Here is a 17,819-nt window from a genome sequence, read left to right as displayed (position 1 = left end):
TTGCAACTCATTATCAATAGGAAAATCCGCTCATATTGAACGGATGTTACCCCTGCGGATAACGCAGCCGCCCGAGGAAGCGGGCGACATCGAAATGTTCGCGATCCTTGCCGAGGAATTGTGCTTTCACTTTTTCGAACTGCATCACCCCGTCGATGCGGCGATCGAGGAAGGCGGCGGTGTCGGCCTTGTCCTCGCTCTCATCGCTCTTCCACACCGCCAGCGTCGCCGCATAGATCGAGGCGAGGATCGCGCGTTTGGTGTAGTGGTTGTAATCGGTCGCGGTATCCCCCGCGAGCCGCCACATTGTATCCGCGCTACGCCAGCCCTGCTTCATCGCGGCGGCAACGTTCTGCGGCATGGCCTGCACCGTTACTGCGCGCGCGAGTGCTTCTTCCAGCCCGGCAATCGCTTCCAGCCGGAACCAGACGAGGCTGCGGATGCGCTGGCGGATGGACATATTGCCCAGCCGGCCATCGGCAAATTCTTCCGCCATGCGCGCGTCGATAGAGGCGATCCACGCATCGATCATGTCCATCGCGCGGCTGCCCCGTCCGCCGGCGGGAAAGGCGAGGCGCGCAATCGCCGGGTCGATCCCTGCGTTGTCGGCAGCGGCGTCGAGCGCGGCCTCGCTCCACCCGTCAAACATCGCGGCCATGGCAATTTCGGGCGCAAGCGCGATGCGCACTTCGTCCAGCGTCAGATCGTCGGCCACATCAGTCATGCATTTGTCCTTCCCGCGCGCCCAGCCCCGATCAGAAGACCGGGCCGTAAATCCGGCCATCGCCGCCGGCATTTTCGGTTTCGTTTTCCTCGATCGTGGCGAGAATGCGCGGCGGCACACCCGACTGGAGGGCATAATCGCGCGCGCTGCGACCGGTATTGTCGGTGCGATCAGGATCGGCCCCGCCTTCCAGCAGGATTTCCATCAGGTCGACATTGCGCGCGAGCACAGCGGAGATCAGCGGCGTTTCGCCCACGCTGTTCACCACATCCACCCGCGCACCGCGCCGCAGCAAAATCTCCACGCCTTCCAGAAAGCCGACTTCGATGGCAACGTGCAGCGGCATCCGCCCGCGGCTGTCGGCGATATTGGGGTTGGCCCCTTCCTGCAGCAGCCAGCGCGTCCAGGTCGCATCCTGCCGCCCTACCACGATATGCAGCCCTGTTTCGCCGCTGGAGACATCGCGCGCATTGATCACCGTGGTGCCCGGCTGGTTGAGCATCTCGGTCGCATCGGTGCCGTTGCGTTCGCGCACGGCTTCGAGGAATTCATACCCTTCGGAATAGAATTGCGCCGCCGCCGGGCTCGACACCGCCAGCGCAAGGCCTGCGGTGGTGATTGCGATGAATTTACGAAGAGCGACCATGGCCTTCCGGCCTCCTATTGCCTGAAAAATCTGCGCGAAACTGCCCCCTGGCATTGGCGCGCACCTTGAATAGCCCGTGTTAGCAGACCATGAATAGAGCCACCATGTTTGCACGATTATACCGGATTGCAAGCCTTGCTGCGCTCGCCTTTGTGGCGGCGTGCAGCAACGCGCCTGCCGAAATCCCGCCGCTTTACGATTCCGCCGTGGTCGGGGGGTTCGAATTGCAGGATGCGCAAGGGCAAACCGTCTCCAGCGAGGATTTCGCCGGACGCTACCAGATGGTCTATTTCGGCTATGCCTATTGCCCCGATATCTGCCCGTTCGACATGGCCAAGATGGTGCGCGGGCTCGAATCGTTCGAGGAAGCCAATCCCGAATTTGCCGGACAAATCCAGCCGATTTTCATCACGATAGACCCCGCCCGCGACACGCCCGAAGTGATCGCGGAATGGACCAGCGGCTTCTCCGAAGATCTGATCGGCCTCACCGGTTCGCCCGAAGCGATTGCCGCGGCGGCGGGCAATTATTTCGTGCAATACAGCCAGCAGGAGCCGAACGCGCGCGGCGATTATCTGATGGATCACACACGGCTCGGCTATCTGGTCGACCGTGAAGGCCAGCCGATGGCGCTGCTGCCCGTCGACCAGTCGCCCGAAGCGGTTGCTGCCGAGCTTGAAAAGTGGGTGCGGTGAGGGAGCGGTTTTGGGAACTGGAGCTGGGCGAGCTCACCCGTCCCGAATGGGAAGCGTTATGCGACGGCTGCGGCAGGTGCTGCCTGCACAAGATCGAGGATGACGATACCGGCGAAATTCTCGATACCAATGTCGCGTGCAAGCTGCTCGATACCGGCACCGCGCGTTGCCGTGACTATGCCCATCGCAAGGCCTTTGTGCCCGATTGCCTGCGCCTGACGCCCAAGCTGGTGCGCGAAGTGCGCTGGTTGCCCAAGACCTGTGCCTATCGCGTGCGCGCAGATGGCGATCCCTTGCCCGAATGGCATTATCTGCTCACCGGCAGCCGCGACACGATGATCGAGGCGGGCGCGAGCATTGCGGGGCGCTGCGTGTGCGAGACGGTAGCGGGACCGCTGGAGCACCACATTGTCGACTGGGAGCTGTAGATGCTCGACTGGTTGCGCCGCGATCACCAGCATCCCAGCGTAGAGATTGCCGGGCGCAACCTGCCGATTGCCATCCGCCGCCATCCGCGCGCACGGCGGCTGACGATGCGGCTTGCGCCCGATGGCAGCGAATTGCGCATTTCCATGCCGCAATGGGGCCGCACGCTCGATGCGCTCTCCTTCGCCAGCGCGCGCAGCGCGTGGATCGAAACCCAGCTTGCCAAAGTGCCGCAGCCCGTGGCGCTGGGCGATGGCACCGTGCTGCCTTTCTGCGGCGAGAGCCTGACGCTGCGCTGGTCTGCCACCGGCACCCGCAAGGTGCGGCGCGAGGGCAAGCTGCTCCACACCGGCGGGCCGCAAGAGTTGCTGGCCGCGCGCCTGCGCCGCTGGCTGGAGGCAGAGGCGCTCGCCTTGCTGCAAAGCGATCTTGCCGATTATTGCGCCAGAGCCAGTCTCCCCCAACCCGACCTGCGGCTGTCGCGCGCGCAGCGGCGCTGGGGGTCATGCTCCAGCGAGCGGCGCCAGAACGGCGCGTGCATCCGCATCAACTGGCGGCTGGTGATGGCCCCGCCGCATGTCCGCCGCTCGGTCGTCGCGCATGAAGTCGCGCATCTCACCCATTTCGACCATTCGCCCGCGTTCTATGCCGAGCTGGCGCGGCTTTACGAAGGCGATCTCGCCGCCGCCGATGGCTGGCTCAAGGCGGAGGGGCGCGGGCTCTATGCGCTGTTCGGTTAGCGCCCACTGGCGCAGCCGCCCGCAACCGCCTATCTAGCGCGCCATGAAGGACTTCTTCCGCCGCATTTCGCCGTTCCGCGCGGTCAAGGATTTTACCCATGTCTGGGGTGAACCCACGCCGCATCGTTGGCCGATCCTCGGCGTCGCTTGCGCCGCGACCTTTGCCATATTCATGCTGTTCGTGCCCGAAGGCACGCGGATCGTGCCGCGCGCCCCCGATCTGATCTACATCTCCACGCTCGATGAAGACCGCACCGAGGCGGAGATCATCGCCGAGAATTGCGCGAACCAGGAATTGCAGGACGCCATCGCCGCGCGGCTGGAAGAGCGTGCCGAACTGCGCCGTGATATCTATCGCGCGCTGGGCGAGGCGACGTTTGTCGATGTCGATTCGATGGTCGAGGAAGCCGAGCGGCGTGAGCAGGCGGAGGCCGTGGCAGGCGGCGGCAGCGAGCCGACGGGAGAGGAGTTGCAACTCTCCATCGCCGAATATTGCGCGCGCGCAGCGGGCTGACCGTGGCGGCTGGCGACACGCGCTGGCTCGCCGCAGCGGCATCGCTAGCAGAGCGCGCGCGGCCCCTCGCTTCCCCCAATCCCGGTGTCGGCGCGATCATCGTGCGGGACGGCGTGGTGGCAGGGCGCGGCTGGACGCAACCGGGCGGACGTCCCCATGCCGAGGCGGTGGCGCTCGCAATGGCGGGCGAACAGGCCAAGGGCGCGGCGATGTATGTCACGCTGGAGCCATGCGCCCACCGCTCGGAGCGCGGCCCGGCCTGCGCCGATCTGGTGGCCGAGGCGGGACTCGCCCGCGTGGTGATCGGAATGCGCGACCCCGATCCGCGCACCGCAGGCGCAGGGATGGCGCGGCTGCGGGAAGCGGGCGTGCAGGTTGACGAAGCGGGGCTGGCGGCTTCCGCACTCGGGCTGGGCGGACACGAGGCATGGCTGACGCTTGGCCGCCAGCATATCACGCTCAAACTCGCGTTGTCGCTCGACGGGTGCATCGCCATGGCGAGCGGCGAGAGCCGGTGGATTACCGGCGAGGCGTCGCGGGCGCATACCCACCGCGAACGGGCGCGAGCCGATGCGATTCTGGTGGGCGGCGGCACGCTGCGAGCGGACAAGCCGCGCCTTGATGTGCGCTTGCCGGGGCTGGAAGGCCGTTCGCCGCAGCGCCTCGTGCTGACACGCGGTGCATCGCCCGCAGGCTGGCGCGCGCTCGCATCACCCGAAGCCGTGCGCGAACTGGCGGACATACGCTACCTCTTCATCGAAGGCGGCGCGCAGACCGCAGCCGCGTTTCTTGCCGCCGATCTGGTTGATCGCCTGCTGATCTATCGCGCCCCCGTCATCATCGGCGGCGGCATCGCGGGCATTGGCGATATCGGGCTTGCCGGGCTTGCCAGCGCGCATGGCCGGTGGCAGCGCGAGGACGCGCGCAACCTTGGCGCAGATACGCTCGAAATCTATTCCCGAACCCGCTAAGGCTCGACCCATGTTCACCGGAATCATCACCGCCATCGGCACTATCGAGCACGCAGAACAGCGCGGCGACCTGCGGCTGCGCATCGCCTGCCCGTTCGATCCTGCCAGCATCGCCATCGGCGCGAGCATCGCCTGTTCGGGCGTGTGCCTGACCGTGGTGGAGAAAGGCGGCGTTGCGGGAGAAGCGCATTTCAGCGTCGATCTCTCGGCCGAAACCGTCTCCCGCACCGCGCGCAATATGTGGCGCGAAGGCGGCACGCTGAACCTCGAACCGAGCTTGCGGATCGGCGACGAATTGGGCGGGCATATCGTCACCGGCCATGTCGATGCGGTGGGCAAGGTGGTGGACTGGGAGCCCATCGGCGATTCGATGCACGTGGTGATCGAAGCACCCGCACCGCTCGCACCATTTATCGCCGAAAAGGGCTCGATCACGGTCGATGGCGTGTCGCTGACCGTGAACAAGGTGGACGACCGCGAGGATAGCAGCGTGCATTTCCACCTCAACATCATCCCGCACACCGAAGAGATGACGACTTTGGGCGAGCTGAGCCAGGGCCACCAGGTCAATCTGGAAGTCGACACTATCGCGCGCTACCTGCACCGGATGCAGGCGCTGAGAAGCTAGACTAAGCTGCCAGCGGCCCGCCGGCAAAGCCCGCGCGGTCGATCACGTAGAACAGGTGCCGCACGGTGCCGATGCCGGGCACATCAACATCCTCGGTACGGCTCTCGTCAAGCCATGCGCCGATATTCGCCAGCGCACGGCGGCTGCGCCAATTGCCCTCGCCGACGTGGAAATCCACCCGTTCGACGCTTGTGAAGGCATGGGCCAGCATCAGCCGCTTCATCTCGCGGTTGTAGCCGCGCCCCCAATAGGCCTGGCCGAGAAATGTCCACCCGATTTCCAGCGAACCGCCTGCGGCGGGATCATAGCCTTGGAAGCGCGAGGAGCCGATCAACGCGCCGCTCGCCCGGGCAATCACCGCCAGTGCCCCGCCCTGTGCCAGCGCATCAGCAAAGAAGGCGCGAAACACCGGCTCCTGCCAGCGGTTATGCGCCGGATGCATCGCCCAGATTTCGCGCTGCGAAGCGATGGCAAACAGCGCGTCCCAATCATCCGGTTGCAGCGGACGCAACGCGACCAGATCACCTTCCAGATGCGGTTGACGATCCACCTATCCGAACAGCTTTTTGATGAGCCCGCGCGAACGCGGGTCGGGCGGTGACTGGCGCGCGATTTCGAACAGATTGTTGGCCAGCAGCGCCGCCTGTTGCCGATCCATCAGGAAATAGTGCGAATGCACGTCGTCTTCTCCATGCGGCGGCGGCTTGCGCACGCTCTGCAGGCGCAGGGTGAACCGGTCGCCCTGTTCCAGTGTCGTCCAGCCCACCAGCGCGCCGTAGTCATCCTCGGGTGATGCCGTCATAGCTTTCGCCTCCTTTGCAGGGGCAAGCGTAAGCGATTTTACAAGTTCGGGGCAAGCCTGCCCCTCACCCCTCTGCGGTGACGGCAGCCAGCGCAGCGATGAATTGCTCGATATTGCCCAGCGTCAGCCCGGCCACATTGATGCGGCCCGATCCCGCCATATAGACGCCGTGTTCATCGCGCAGGCGCTGCACCTGTTCCTTGCTCACCGGCAGCATCCCGAACATTCCTTTCTGCCGCCCCAGCGGCTCAAGGTTCACGCCGCCCGCATTGCTGGCCGCTGCCAGAGCCGCGCGCACTTCGGCGATGCGTGCGCGCATCGATGCGAGCTCGTCCTGCCACTTGGCGGACATCGCCGCGTCCTCCAGAATCAGCCGCACAGCCGCACCGCCGTGATCGGGCGGCATCGACCAGTTGGCGCGGGCGAGCGAGGCGGCGTTGGACATGGCGCGCTTGGTCGCTTCGGCATCGCCGGTAATCGCGTAGAATGCCCCCACACGGTCGCGGTAGAGGCCGAAATTCTTGTCGCAGCTATAGGCCACCAGCACTTCGCTGCACGCTTTGGTGACCGCGCGCACGCCATAGGCGTCTTCCTCCATGCCATCGCCCAACCCCTGATAGGCAAGGTCGATCACCGGCAGGACGGGGCTGTCCGAAAGGAGCTGCGCGATCTCGTCCCATTCGGCATGGGTGTAATCGACACCAGTCGGGTTGTGGCAACAGCCATGCAGCAGCACCGCATCGCCCTCACCCGCATTGGCGAGCGCACTGCGCAAAGCCGCCATATCGGCACTGCCATCGCTCGCCGCGTGGGAGAAGCCGACCAGTTCGAGGTCGAGGTCGGCGAGGATCTGCGCGTGGTTGGGCCAGCTCGGCGTGCCCATCAGCACGCGGGTCGCCCCCGCCGCTTTCGCCAGCGCCAGTGCCAGCCGTACTGCGCCGGTGCCGCCGGGGGTCTGCATCCCGTCCATCCGCCCGGCTGCGGGGGTGGCATCGCCGAAAATATGCGGCACCAGACCGTTCACAAACCCCATATCGCCTTCAGGGCCGAGATAGCTTTTGCTGGCCTGCTCGGCGACCAGCCTGGCCTCGGCATCCTTGATCGCGGCGAACACCGGTGTGGCCCCATCAGCGGTGCGATAGACGCCCACGCCCAGATCGATCTTGTCGGGCCGGGGATCGGCGTTGAAGAGCTTGATCAGCGCCAGCAGCGCGTCGGGCGATTGGGCTTCGAGTCGGTTCAGCATGATGCGAGGCTCAATGCCCCCCGCGCCGCCCTACCGCAAGGCGGGCGTTGCCGCCGGTGCGGATTTTCCGACCGATAATTACGTATGCGGCGTCAGAAAGGCAGCCAGCGTTGCTCGCGCGAGAAGCGCATATAGCCCGCATTGACCCCCAGCCGCAGCCCTGCGCCCACACGGATCGGGATCAGCACGGTGTCCCCCCGACGCACATAGCTCGCGCTCAGCCCGCCGACGAAATAGGCCTGCCCCTCGCCCGCGGGGAAGCGCTGATACAGATCGTCAGTGTCGTAGAGGTTGTAGACCAGCACAAAGGTGCTGCCCGCATTCGCGCCCGCGTCAAACCCGATCGAGGGGCCCGTCCAGTAGACCGGCATATTGCCTTCGACGCGGTGAAACAGCGTGCCCGAACCATAGCGCAGGCCAAGGACAAACGCTCCGCCCGCCTCGCGCCCGACGATATAGGCGTTGGGTTCGCCCTGATCGGCCAGAATGCTCTGGATCAGCCGGGCAATGCCTTCCGCCCCGTCACCGAACAGATCTTCGGCGGCGCCAATCAGGTCGTCCTCGCTATAGGTGGTCGGATCGGCTGCAGCGGTTTCCACCGGCGCGGCGGGCACAGTGTCGACTGTTCCGCCCTGCTCCCAAGCCTGCGCAAAGGTGGGCGCATCAGGATCGCGCGGCGTGGCGGTGTCCAGCGGTTCGACCTCGGCATAGCGCGGCGCGGCATCCTCGGTCGAATAGCCGCTGTCATAGCTGCCGCCGGTCGTGCCGGGATTATCCATCAGATCGGCATCGATCACATCGTCAGGATCAATGCTCTGCATCTGCGCTGCGGCAGGCGCGGCGGCCAGCACCAGCAAGGGCGCCAGCAGCCCCGCAGCAAAAGCGCGTGTCGAACGGGTGAGTGTGAATCGCATCGCCAAATTCCCTCGACTGGTGGGTGCCCCTTGCCCATGGACACATTCGTCTCGCGCAAGCAGAGTCCTTCGCGCCTGAAGCGGCAATGAATGTTCGGCCAAGCGAATCGGTTTTGCGGTGAGTTGAATCGATTATGCGGCAGCCAGACGGGTGCGGGCGTTAAATGTGCGCAGCGCAATCTTGTCCTTGAAGCGCACCCAACCCCTCGTTATAGCGCCGCTTCTGCCGCACAAAGACCCGGAGACGTGGGTGAGTGGCTGAAACCAGTTCCCTGCTAAGGAACCATACCTCTATCGGGGTATCGAGGGTTCGAATCCCTCCGTCTCCGCCAGCGGCGCCTTTTCTGGCCCACCGCTTCGCTGCTTGATGCCAGTGGCCTTTAATCTAGCCTACCGCTTCGCTGCTCGAGGCCGGTTGTTCGATATCAAATTCGCCGCACCGGTGGAAACCTGCTGTGCAATGCAGCATTCCCGATTGACCGGGCGGGCGCTTTCCCGCAGAGCCAGCTGCGTCTGGTGAACGATTCTTCGTTCGGCAGCTGCGCGGGAGAGCTTTTGCGCGATGCAAAGGCACCGAAGGAGCAACCGCCCCGGAAACTCTCAGGTCACAGGGACCGCGCGGCTGGCACAGGCACTCTGGAAAGCGCAGCGCCCCACGCGGGCGATGCCACCGAAGGAGTAAGGTTCGCTCTGCAAAGCGCGCCGGAATCTCTCAGGTATCCAAGACAGAGGGGGCATGGTGAAGGCGTCCGGTGTCCGGGCGTCGCCTATCCGTGCCGGAAGTCTTGATGAGCGATAGCGAACCCGAATTCGAAGAGCAGCCTCCCGAAAAGCTGCCGCTGGACGCCTGGCACCGCGCGCAGGGGGCACGGATGGTGCCCTTTGCGGGCTATGAAATGCCGATCCAGTATAACGGCGAACACGGCGGGATAGTGGCCGAGCACAACTGGACGCGCACCTCCGCCAGCCTGTTCGACGTCTCGCATATGGGCCAGCTCGCCATCAGCGGAGAGAATGCCGCGCATGAGCTGGAAAAGCTCGTCCCCGGTGCCATCGCCAATCTCGGCGAAGGCAAGATGCGCTACACGCTGCTGCTGACCGAGGGTGGCGGGATTATCGACGATCTGATCGTGACCCACGCGGGCGAGCGGCTGGCGCTGGTGGTGAACGGCGCGTGCAAGTGGGATGACATCGCCCATTTGCGCGAACATCTGCCCGATGCAATTACGCTCACCCACTATGAAGACTTCGCGCTGCTCGCTTTGCAGGGGCCGAAGGCGGCCGAGGTGCTCGAAAGCCTGATCCCCGGCGTCGACGAACTGTCCTTTATGACCGCCGCGGCGTTTACGTGGGACGGCATCGATCTGTGGATAAGCCGCGCGGGCTATACCGGCGAGGACGGGTTCGAAATCGCGCTGCCGGAAGGCGACGCGGAAAGGCTCGCGAATGCACTGGTGGCAGACGAGCGGGTGCAGCCTGCGGGCCTTGGCGCGCGCGATTCGCTCCGGCTGGAGGCAGGGCTGCCGCTATACGGGCATGATCTATCGCTGGAGACCGACCCGGTCAGCGCGGGCCTCGCCTTCGCCGTGTCCAAAGCGCGCCGCGAAACCGGCGGCTATTTCGGCTACCAGACCTGCATGGAACGCCTTGCAGAGGGCGGTTGCGCGCAGATGCGCGTTGGCCTCTCGCTCGAAGGCCGCCTGCCTGCCCGCGAAGGGGCCGAGGTTTTTGCAGCAGCCGCGAAGGTCGGCACGCTGACAAGCGGCGGCTTCTCGCCCACGCTCGGCCATCCGGTCGCGATGGCCTATATCGACACGGCGCACACCGCGCCCGGCACCACACTCGAAGTGGAGGTGCGCGGCAAACGCCTGCCCGCCACTGTCACCACCCTTCCCTTCGTCCCGCACAAATATCACCGCAAAGGAGCCTGAGGCATGGCACGTTACTTTACCGAAGAGCATGAGTGGATCGAAGTCGACGGCGAAGCGGCAACCATCGGCATTACCGATTACGCGCAGGAACAGCTGGGCGATGTGGTGTTCGTCGAAGTCCCGCAAACCGGCACCGCGCTGGAAAAGGGGGCGGAAGCCGCAGTAGTTGAGAGCGTGAAGGCCGCCAGCGACGTCTACGCGCCGATTTCGGGCGAAGTACTGGAAGGCAACGGGGCGCTGGAAGCCGATCCCGAACTCGTCAATTCCTCGCCCGAAGACGAAGGCTGGTTCTTCAAAATGACCGTCGCCGACAAAAGCGAGCTGGAAGGCCTGATGGACGCCGCCGCCTACAAGGCGTTCTGCGACGGGTTGTGATGAATCTCCCCTCCCGCTCGCGGGAGGGGTTGGGGGTGGGCCAGTCCACAGGCGTTCGAAACCTACCCCGCTGCGACTAGGCAGCAAGCTGCCAAGTCTCGCTGCCCCTCCCGCAGGCGGGAGGGGGATTAGGAACAGGAAAATATGCGCTACCTCCCCCTTACCGAAGCCGACCGCACGGAAATGCTCAGCGTCATTGGCGCCCCCAGCGTCGATGCGCTGTTCAGCGATGTGCCGTCCGATCTCTATCTCGAAGGCCCCATCACTGGCCTGCCGCTCCATGCCAGCGAGATGGCGGTTGAAAAGCATATGCGCCGCCTCGCCGGGCAAAACCTTGCGGCATCCGATGCGGCGTTCTTTTTGGGGGCAGGCGCGTATAAGCATCACGTTCCCGCCACGGTCGATCACCTGATCCAGCGCGGCGAGTTCCTGACCGCCTACACGCCCTACCAGCCGGAAATCGCGCAGGGCACGCTGCAAATCCTGTTCGAATTCCAGACGCAGGTGGCGCGGCTCTATGGCTGTGCGGTGGCCAATGCTTCGATGTATGACGGCTCGACAGCGTGCTGGGAAGCCGTCGCCATGGCGGCGCGCGTGACGCGCAAGAAGCGCCACGTCCTCTCCGGCGCGCTGCATCCGCATTACGCCGAAGTCGTGCGGACGATGGCCAAGTTCACCGAGGACGAGATTGCCGGAGCCAGCGTCAGCTTGACGGCCCTGCCCGACGATGACGGGCTGATCGCGCGCATCGATGCCAACACCGCCAGCGTTGTGGTGCAGTACCCCGATATTCTGGGCCGCATTCCCGATTTGCAGAAGATCGCCGACGCCGCCCACGCACATGGCGCGAAGCTGATTGTCGTGAACACCGAGCCGGTGGCGCTGGGTGCGCTGGAGGCTCCCGGTCATCTCGGCGCGGATATTGTCGTGGGCGAAGGCCAGTCGATTGGTGTGGGCCTGCAATTTGGCGGGCCGTATCTCGGCCTCTTCGCTATCACCGATCCCAAGCTGGTGCGGCAGATGCCGGGGCGGCTGTGCGGCGAGACGGTGGACGCCAATGGCAAACGTGGCTTCGTGCTGACGCTCTCCACCCGCGAGCAACACATCCGCCGCGAGAAAGCCACGTCCAACATCTGCACCAATAGCGGGCTGTGCGCGCTGGCCTTCTCGATCCACATGACGCTGCTGGGCGAAAAGGGGCTGACCGGCCTTGCGGCAGAAAACCACCGCCTCGCCTGCATCGCGGCGGATCGTCTGGCCAAGGTGCCCGGCGTTACCGTGCTGAACGCGCAATTCTTCAACGAATTTACCCTGCTTGTGGAGGGCGACGCACGGCAGATCGTACGTGATCTCGCCGCACAGAACATCCTCGCCGGTGTCTCGCTCGCGCGGCTCTTCCCCGATGGTGATGCGCGCGGCCTGCTGGTCGCGGTGACCGAGACGACCACGCTGGAGGATATCGAAACCCTTGCCGCCGCGCTTGAGGAGATGCTGTCATGAACAAGCCGATCAACCAGAGCGGGTGGAAGCCCGGCACGCCTGTTGCCAGCGATGGCAGCGCGCACCCCACCGTCACCGGCAACAAGGCGCTGATGCTGGAAGAGCCGCTGATTTTCGAAAGCGGCGGCGCCGATATTTGCGGTGTGGATCTGCCCGAAACGCCGACCGATCTGCCGAGCCGCCTCGGCGCGTTTGCCCGCAAGGATGCGATTGGCCTGCCCGGACTCTCCGAGCCGCAGACGGTGCGCCACTACACGCGCCTCAGCCGCCAGAATTACGGGATTGATCTCGGCTTCTTCCCGCTCGGCAGCTGCACGATGAAGCACAATCCGCGCCTTAACGAGAAGGTCGCGCGGATGCCCGGTTTCGCTGATGTCCACCCGATGCAGCCCACCGACACGGTGCAAGGCGCGTTGGGCGTGATGAACGAGCTGGCGCACTGGCTCATCACCCTCACCGGAATGCACGGCGTCGCGATGAGCCCGAAGGCGGGCGCGCATGGCGAATTGTGCGGTATCCTGTGCATCCGCGCTGCGCTGGAAGCGCGCGGCGATGCGCGCAAAGTGGTGCTGGTGCCCGAGAGCGCGCACGGCACCAATCCGGCGACCGCCGCCTTTGCGGGCTACAGCACGGAGGATATTCCGGCGACTGCAGAAGGCCGTGTTGACCTCGAAGCGCTCAAGGCTCGCCTCGGCCCCGATGTGGCAGCGGTGATGATTACCAATCCCAACACCTGCGGGTTGTTCGAACGCGATCTGAAAGAAATCTCGGACGCGGTGCACGCGGCAGGCGGGTTCGTCTATTGCGACGGGGCGAATTTCAACGCGATCATGGGCCGGGTGAAGCCGGGCGATCTGGGCGTGGATGCGATGCATATCAATCTGCACAAGACCTTCTCCACCCCGCATGGCGGCGGCGGCCCCGGCTCTGGCCCGGTGGTGCTGTCCGAAGCGCTCTCGCCTTTTGGCCCGCTGCCCTTCACCGCAAAGACGGCGGATGGCTATGTCCATCTGGTCGAGGAAGAGAACGCCCAGGAATACGATCATGTGCAGGCCTTTGGCCGGATGACCGCTTTCCACGGGCAGATGGGGATGTTCACCCGCGCGCTTACCTACATCCTCAGTCACGGCGCGGACGGATTGCGGCAAGCGGCAGGCGATGCGGTGCTCAACGCCAATTACATCCTGCGGCAACTCGAAAGCGATCTCGACGCGCCGTTTGCCGCCAGCGGGCCGTGTATGCACGAAGCGCTGTTCAGCGATGCGGGCTTTGCCGAGGGCTTCTCGACGCTCGATCTGGCCAAGGGGCTGATCGATGAAGGCTTCCACCCGATGACGGTGTATTTCCCACTCGTCGTCCACGGCGCGATGCTGGTGGAGCCGACCGAGACGGAGGCGAAATCGGGCATCGACCAGTTCATCATGGCAATGCGCTCGCTGGCGGAGCGGGCCAAGGCGGGCGATGCAGCGCTGAAGTCGGCTCCGCACCACGCTCCGCGCGCCCGGCTTGACGAGGCGCAAGCCGCGCGCAATCCGCGATTGACTTGGAGCGCGCCGGACGAGACATAGTCCGATAGGTATATCGCCGTACAAGTATGCGTGTACGGTGGGTTTTGTACGGCTTTTATTCAGCTTTCATGCCTTAGGGGTGAACGGCTTTTTGCTTACAGGGGGATTTCCAATGACCAAGACGATGCTTCTGTCCGCTGCCGCATTGGCCGCGATATTGACCGTCACACCCGCCGCTGCCCAGTTCAACCAGAGCGCGGCAGCGCAGCAGTCCATGCAAGAGCAGGAACGCAAGCCCGCTGCCCGCTCCAGCGCGACGGGCCGTCTCGTCATTGGCGAGGGCGTTGATGGACGTCTTTCTGCTCGCAACGAAACGCTGACGATGGAAGGCCGCGCGGGGCAGCGCGTGCGCATCTCGCTCGCCTCCGACCGGTTCGACACCGTGCTGCGGATGACCGGGCCGGGCAACTTCTCTGCCGAGAATGACGATGCGCCGGGCGCGCAGACTCTGAACAGCATGATCGAAACCGTGCTACCTGCCGATGGCACCTACACGCTCACGGTGTCGGCCTATAACAATAGCGGCAGCGGGGCTTACCGCATCGCCGCGTTGGATATGGCCAATCCGGCGGGCGACAGTGCGCGGCCCGTCGCGTTTGGTGAAACCACCACCGGAATGCTGACCGCCAGCGATGATACCAGCTTCGATGGCGCCTTTGTCGATTACTACGCCTACACCGGCCGCGCGGGTGAGCGGGTGACGTTCGATCTCGGCTCGGACGCGATCGATACCATGCTCTCGGTTTACCTGCCCAACGGCACCGAGGAACGGAACGACGACTTCCGCGCCAGCGAAGGCACTGACAGCCGCCTGTCGATCACCCTGCCCGTAGACGGCACGTACACCATCGCCGCCAGCAGCTACTCTCCGGGCGAGCAGGGCGGCTATTCGCTGACCATCCGCGAGGCCGATGCAGGCGTGCGCACCGTGCGCCCCGCCAGCGGCAATGCCCGCGTTTTCGCGCTGTCGGTCGGCGTGGCGGATTACCAGCGGATCAGCCCGCTCAACCGCACCGATGAAGATGCGACCCGCGTCACCGATGCTTTGCGCGAAACCGGAATGCTCGCACCCGAAAGCGTGACGCTGGTGAACGCGCAGGCAACCCGCGCCAATTTCCAGTCCGCACTGACCGACATCACTCAGGCCATGGGCGATGACGATCTGCTGCTGATCTTCTTCTCCGGCCATGGCGAGAAGGTGGAGAACATGACCACCGAACGCGATGGCAGCGCGGAAACGATCGAGTTGTTCGATGCCGCACTGTTCGATTACGAACTCGCCGCGATGATGGAAGGCATTGATGCCCGCACCCTGTTGGTGATCGATGCCTGCTTTGCCGGCGGGTTCGATAACGTCATCCGCAACGCCGACAACCGCATGGGCATTTTCAGCAGCGATGAAGACGTGCTGAGCCTGGTGGCCGAGGGCGAGAAGGCGGGCGGCTATATCAGCCACATCTTCCGCGCCGCGATGGAAGGCTCTGCCGACATGAATGGCGACCGCGCTATCGAGGCGGGCGAGCTGTCCGAATATATGCGCCGCGAATTCTACCGCATGGTGCTGGAAGAACCGCTGGGTACTGATGCCGAGGATTTCCGCGATATGCAGACGCCCGGCTGGCAGAACATCGTGGTCGACCGCGGCGGAGACGGGATGCCGCACCAGCAGGTGCTGATGAATCTCGGCAGCGCGGACAACCGGCAGGTCGCACGCGCCAACTAAGGCGCGCGCCACCACAAACAGCCGTTGCATTGCCATAGGGTTCGTCCATGGTGAGCGGCATCGAACACGCCTATCGCAAGAGGAATTGATGCATATGACCAAATTCGGCGCGCTTCCGCTAGTCGCGCTCGCTGCCATGGCGAGCGTCCCCGCCGCCGCGCAGGTCGCGATCTCGGAAACGGGAGAGCTTACGGCACGCGACACAGTGAACTGGACGGGCAGCCATACCGACACCTACACCTTTGAAGCGAGCGAGGGCGAAACGCTGGAGGCTTCGCTTTCGTCTACCGCATTCGACGCCCACCTCACCGTGCGCGGCCCCGACGGGTTCCGGGTCGAGAATGATGATGCGGATGCCGCAACGCTCGATGCGCGGATCATGCGCCGTCTGCCCGCCAGCGGCACCTACACCATTGAAGTCAGCAGCTATTGGGAAGGCGAGACTGGCGGCTATGCCCTGACGGCAGCCACCCGTCCGGCAGTTCCGCCGCAGATCGTTGTCGATACCACCGCCGCGCTGACCACCGCATCGCAGCTGCTGGACGATGGCAAGTATTTCGAGCTCCACCCCTTCACCGCGCAGGCCGGCCAGCAGGTGACTGTGGAGCTGACGTCTGACACCTTCGATACCTTCGCGGTGCTACTCACCTCCGGGGGGCAGCCGCTGGTCGAGGATGATGATGGCGGCGAAGGCACCAATTCGCGCATCCAGCAGATGCTGACCTCGGACGGGGTCTATCTGGTGGGCGTGACCTCCTACGCACCGGGCACCACGGGCAGCTACACGATTGTGGTCACGCTCGACTAAGACCGCCAAAACACATGCAAAAGGGGCGGGAAGCACGCAGCTTCCCGCCCCTTTTTGTGTCCTCAGGCGATGGGGCGACGCGGAAGGAATTACGCGCCGCCCTCCCCCCGGAAAAACGGCTGCTAGGCCATGGTCGTCGCGGGCCGCCGAGCGAAAATGCCGAAGCCTGCGATAATGGCGTAGCACGCGATCGGAATCGCCATCGCAAGCGAGAGATTGCCGCCCGTCGCATCGGCAACCACGCCGAAGAGCAGCGGGACAACCGCGCCGCCGAAAATCGCGACGTTGATGATCCCCGAACCGTCAGCCGCCTTCGCCCCCAGCTTTTCGCAAGCGAGCGAGAAGATGGTCGGGAACATGATCGAGTTCATCAGGCCGACGGCCAGCAGGCTGTAGGCGGCCACCTCGCCCGACGTCATTGTCGAGATGATGATGAGCAGGATCGCGCCCGTGGCGTTGAAGGCGAGGATCTTGCCCGGGCTGAAAACGCGCAGGAAATACGAACCGATGAAACGGCCCACCATTGCGCCGCCCCAGTACAGGCCGATCATCCAGCCGATCACGTTTTCCGGTTCACCCAGCACGCGCTCGGTGGACAGGTAGTTGATGATGACCGACCCGATTGACACCTCGGCACCGACATAAAGGAATATGCACAGCGCACCGTAGCTGAAGCGCGCACGCTTCAGCAGGTCATTGTCATACAGCCACAGCACGGGTGCCGCGAGGATGAAGGCAACGCCAAGCCACGCATTGACTTGCACCGCCAGAAACGCGCCCAGCGCAGCCAGCGCCAACCCGATCAGATAGCGGCTGTTGGAGACAAATTCGCCATCACCCATGATTTTCGCATCATGCGGCAGCCGGTTGCGGAACATCCACACCGCGGCGGCAACAACGGCAATCAGTGCGGCAACGCCGAGATAGCCTTGCCAGATCGCCTGGCTTTCCGCCGCGCGATAGGCCTGCAACGCTGCACCTTCCAGCTCGTCCGCACTCATTTCGGCAAGGCTGCCGAGAATGACCGCCGCGCCGACAATGGGAAAGATCGTGGTGCCCAGCGAATTGAACGCTTGCGCAAAAGTCAGGCGGCTATGCGTGGTGGATGGCGGCCCGAGCAGACTGATCAGCGGGTTCGCCACCACCTGCACGATCACAACCCCGCTCGCCAGAATAAACAGCGCGCCGAGGAAGATGACATACGTGCCGTTCTGGCTTGCCGGGATAAACAGCAAACAGCCCGCGATCATGGTGGCAAGACCGGCAACCGCGCCGCGCATATAGCCGATCTTTTTCACCAGCTTCGCGCCGGGAATGCCGATCAGCAAATAGGCGGCAAAGAAGCAGAACTGGATAAGCATGGCTTCGGTCCAGCTCAGGGTGAAGAGCTCGCGCAGCTTCGGGATCAGCACATCGTTGAGCGAGGTAATCCCGCCGAAGATGAAGAACAGTCCGAAGACGAAATACTGCAAGCCCGGCGCATCGACGGGCGGCGTGTCGTCATCGGTCACCGGCCGTGGATCGGTGCTTGCGGACACATCGGGCGCTAGCGCCATATATACTCTCCCCTGAAAGCGGGCCGGGCTGCATCCCGGCTCCGCACACTAT

19 protein-coding genes, 1 tRNA gene and 1 riboswitch are annotated in these 17,819 nt (G+C 64.3%); of the genes, 13 read left to right on the top strand and 7 right to left on the bottom strand.

What is annotated here, in order from left to right; all coding sequences use genetic code 11:
- Positions 1-46 precede the first annotated feature (46 nt).
- Both GC121_RS07260 and GC121_RS07255 read right to left on the bottom strand, forming a co-directional pair.
- Positions 47-724, bottom strand: a complete 678-nt coding sequence (locus tag GC121_RS07260) for a COQ9 family protein (protein WP_151973475.1) — start codon at positions 722-724, stop codon at positions 47-49.
- Between the two features lie 31 nt (positions 725-755).
- Positions 756-1,370, bottom strand: a complete 615-nt coding sequence (locus GC121_RS07255) for an ankyrin repeat domain-containing protein (RefSeq protein WP_151973473.1) — start codon at positions 1,368-1,370, stop codon at positions 756-758.
- Between the two features lie 89 nt (positions 1,371-1,459).
- Here GC121_RS07255 and GC121_RS07250 point away from each other — a divergent pair, with 89 nt between their 5' ends.
- The 6 genes from GC121_RS07250 to GC121_RS07225 are packed head-to-tail and all read left to right on the top strand — an operon-like array spanning position 1,460 to position 5,344.
- A complete protein-coding gene (locus GC121_RS07250) occupies positions 1,460-2,065 on the top strand; it encodes an SCO family protein (protein WP_151973471.1) in 606 nt (201 codons plus the stop codon).
- Entirely contained in the window at positions 2,053-2,493 is a 441-nt protein-coding gene (locus GC121_RS07245; RefSeq protein WP_151973469.1) for a YcgN family cysteine cluster protein, read from the top strand. The genes GC121_RS07250 and GC121_RS07245 overlap by 13 nt, the downstream gene beginning before the upstream one ends.
- Positions 2,494-3,231 (top strand): M48 family metallopeptidase, encoded by a 738-nt coding sequence (locus tag GC121_RS07240; protein WP_151973467.1) that lies wholly within the window; start codon positions 2,494-2,496, stop codon positions 3,229-3,231.
- Positions 3,232-3,274: 43 nt separating this feature from the next.
- Entirely contained in the window at positions 3,275-3,745 is a 471-nt protein-coding gene (locus GC121_RS07235) for a hypothetical protein (protein WP_151973465.1), read from the top strand.
- Positions 3,724-4,716 (top strand): bifunctional diaminohydroxyphosphoribosylaminopyrimidine deaminase/5-amino-6-(5-phosphoribosylamino)uracil reductase RibD, encoded by a 993-nt coding sequence (gene ribD, locus GC121_RS07230; RefSeq protein WP_234421151.1) that lies wholly within the window; start codon positions 3,724-3,726, stop codon positions 4,714-4,716. Before GC121_RS07235 ends, ribD begins: the two co-directional genes overlap by 22 nt.
- A gap of 10 nt (positions 4,717-4,726) precedes the next feature.
- Positions 4,727-5,344 carry a riboflavin synthase gene (locus GC121_RS07225; RefSeq protein ID WP_151973463.1) on the top strand — a complete coding sequence of 206 codons (618 nt, stop codon included), beginning with the start codon at positions 4,727-4,729 and terminating at the stop codon, positions 5,342-5,344.
- 1 nt (position 5,345) lies between these two features.
- Here the strand turns inward: GC121_RS07225 and GC121_RS07220 are convergent, their stop codons facing one another.
- The 4 genes from GC121_RS07220 to GC121_RS07205 all read right to left on the bottom strand — a co-directional run bounded on the left by GC121_RS07220 (position 5,346) and on the right by GC121_RS07205 (position 8,306).
- On the bottom strand, positions 5,346-5,894 hold the full coding sequence (locus tag GC121_RS07220; protein ID WP_151973461.1) for a GNAT family N-acetyltransferase: 549 nt from the start codon (positions 5,892-5,894) through the stop codon (positions 5,346-5,348).
- A complete protein-coding gene (locus tag GC121_RS07215; RefSeq protein WP_151973459.1) occupies positions 5,895-6,146 on the bottom strand; it encodes a hypothetical protein in 252 nt (83 codons plus the stop codon).
- A 64-nt stretch (positions 6,147-6,210) separates the two neighbouring features.
- Complete coding sequence (locus GC121_RS07210; protein WP_151973457.1) at positions 6,211-7,392, bottom strand: aromatic amino acid transaminase; 1,182 nt, start codon at positions 7,390-7,392, stop codon at positions 6,211-6,213.
- A 92-nt stretch (positions 7,393-7,484) separates the two neighbouring features.
- Complete coding sequence (locus tag GC121_RS07205; protein ID WP_151973455.1) at positions 7,485-8,306, bottom strand: DUF1134 domain-containing protein; 822 nt, start codon at positions 8,304-8,306, stop codon at positions 7,485-7,487.
- A 240-nt stretch (positions 8,307-8,546) separates the two neighbouring features.
- On the opposite strand from GC121_RS07205, the gene GC121_RS07200 reads away from it, so the two are divergent.
- The 7 genes from GC121_RS07200 (at position 8,547) to GC121_RS07170 (ending at position 16,211) form a co-directional block, all read left to right on the top strand.
- A tRNA-Ser gene (locus GC121_RS07200) sits at positions 8,547-8,638 on the top strand.
- A 202-nt stretch (positions 8,639-8,840) separates the two neighbouring features.
- Positions 8,841-8,933, top strand: a riboswitch (glycine riboswitch).
- A 161-nt stretch (positions 8,934-9,094) separates the two neighbouring features.
- Positions 9,095-10,237: a glycine cleavage system aminomethyltransferase GcvT gene (gcvT, locus tag GC121_RS07195; RefSeq protein ID WP_151973453.1), complete on the top strand. Its 1,143-nt coding sequence runs from the start codon at positions 9,095-9,097 to the stop codon at positions 10,235-10,237.
- Positions 10,238-10,240: 3 nt separating this feature from the next.
- Positions 10,241-10,612: a glycine cleavage system protein GcvH gene (gene gcvH / locus GC121_RS07190; protein WP_151973451.1), complete on the top strand. Its 372-nt coding sequence runs from the start codon at positions 10,241-10,243 to the stop codon at positions 10,610-10,612.
- Between the two features lie 144 nt (positions 10,613-10,756).
- Positions 10,757-12,112 carry an aminomethyl-transferring glycine dehydrogenase subunit GcvPA gene (gcvPA, locus tag GC121_RS07185; RefSeq protein ID WP_151973449.1) on the top strand — a complete coding sequence of 452 codons (1,356 nt, stop codon included), beginning with the start codon at positions 10,757-10,759 and terminating at the stop codon, positions 12,110-12,112.
- On the top strand, positions 12,109-13,680 hold the full coding sequence (gene gcvPB, locus GC121_RS07180; RefSeq protein WP_151973447.1) for an aminomethyl-transferring glycine dehydrogenase subunit GcvPB: 1,572 nt from the start codon (positions 12,109-12,111) through the stop codon (positions 13,678-13,680). Before gcvPA ends, gcvPB begins: the two co-directional genes overlap by 4 nt.
- A gap of 112 nt (positions 13,681-13,792) precedes the next feature.
- Positions 13,793-15,403 carry a pre-peptidase C-terminal domain-containing protein gene (locus GC121_RS07175; RefSeq protein WP_151973445.1) on the top strand — a complete coding sequence of 537 codons (1,611 nt, stop codon included), beginning with the start codon at positions 13,793-13,795 and terminating at the stop codon, positions 15,401-15,403.
- 94 nt (positions 15,404-15,497) lie between these two features.
- Positions 15,498-16,211 (top strand): PPC domain-containing protein, encoded by a 714-nt coding sequence (locus GC121_RS07170; protein WP_199857786.1) that lies wholly within the window; start codon positions 15,498-15,500, stop codon positions 16,209-16,211.
- Between the two features lie 122 nt (positions 16,212-16,333).
- Here GC121_RS07170 and GC121_RS07165 read toward each other — a convergent pair whose 3' ends face one another.
- Positions 16,334-17,767 carry a sugar MFS transporter gene (locus GC121_RS07165; RefSeq protein ID WP_151973441.1) on the bottom strand — a complete coding sequence of 478 codons (1,434 nt, stop codon included), beginning with the start codon at positions 17,765-17,767 and terminating at the stop codon, positions 16,334-16,336.
- Between the last annotated feature and the right edge of the window lie 52 nt (positions 17,768-17,819).

Origin of the sequence: Erythrobacter sp. EC-HK427 (assembly GCF_902498745.1) — a bacterium.
GTDB lineage: Bacteria > Pseudomonadota > Alphaproteobacteria > Sphingomonadales > Sphingomonadaceae > Alteraurantiacibacter.
Note: the sequence above shows the minus strand (reverse complement) of the source record. Positions and strands in the feature narration are given on the sequence as shown.

Coding starts and splice junctions, on each gene's coding strand:
- GC121_RS07260 (WP_151973475.1), bottom strand. CDS start 724: ATGACTGATGTGGCCGACGATCTGACGCTGGACGAAGTGCGCATCGCG.
- GC121_RS07255 (WP_151973473.1), bottom strand. CDS start 1,370: ATGGTCGCTCTTCGTAAATTCATCGCAATCACCACCGCAGGCCTTGCG.
- GC121_RS07250 (WP_151973471.1), top strand. CDS start 1,460: ATGAATAGAGCCACCATGTTTGCACGATTATACCGGATTGCAAGCCTT.
- GC121_RS07240 (WP_151973467.1), top strand. CDS start 2,494: ATGCTCGACTGGTTGCGCCGCGATCACCAGCATCCCAGCGTAGAGATT.
- GC121_RS07235 (WP_151973465.1), top strand. CDS start 3,275: ATGAAGGACTTCTTCCGCCGCATTTCGCCGTTCCGCGCGGTCAAGGAT.
- GC121_RS07225 (WP_151973463.1), top strand. CDS start 4,727: ATGTTCACCGGAATCATCACCGCCATCGGCACTATCGAGCACGCAGAA.
- GC121_RS07215 (WP_151973459.1), bottom strand. CDS start 6,146: ATGACGGCATCACCCGAGGATGACTACGGCGCGCTGGTGGGCTGGACG.
- GC121_RS07210 (WP_151973457.1), bottom strand. CDS start 7,392: ATGCTGAACCGACTCGAAGCCCAATCGCCCGACGCGCTGCTGGCGCTG.
- GC121_RS07205 (WP_151973455.1), bottom strand. CDS start 8,306: ATGCGATTCACACTCACCCGTTCGACACGCGCTTTTGCTGCGGGGCTG.
- gcvT (WP_151973453.1), top strand. CDS start 9,095: ATGAGCGATAGCGAACCCGAATTCGAAGAGCAGCCTCCCGAAAAGCTG.
- gcvH (WP_151973451.1), top strand. CDS start 10,241: ATGGCACGTTACTTTACCGAAGAGCATGAGTGGATCGAAGTCGACGGC.
- gcvPA (WP_151973449.1), top strand. CDS start 10,757: ATGCGCTACCTCCCCCTTACCGAAGCCGACCGCACGGAAATGCTCAGC.
- gcvPB (WP_151973447.1), top strand. CDS start 12,109: ATGAACAAGCCGATCAACCAGAGCGGGTGGAAGCCCGGCACGCCTGTT.
- GC121_RS07175 (WP_151973445.1), top strand. CDS start 13,793: ATGACCAAGACGATGCTTCTGTCCGCTGCCGCATTGGCCGCGATATTG.
- GC121_RS07170 (WP_199857786.1), top strand. CDS start 15,498: ATGACCAAATTCGGCGCGCTTCCGCTAGTCGCGCTCGCTGCCATGGCG.
- GC121_RS07165 (WP_151973441.1), bottom strand. CDS start 17,767: ATGGCGCTAGCGCCCGATGTGTCCGCAAGCACCGATCCACGGCCGGTG.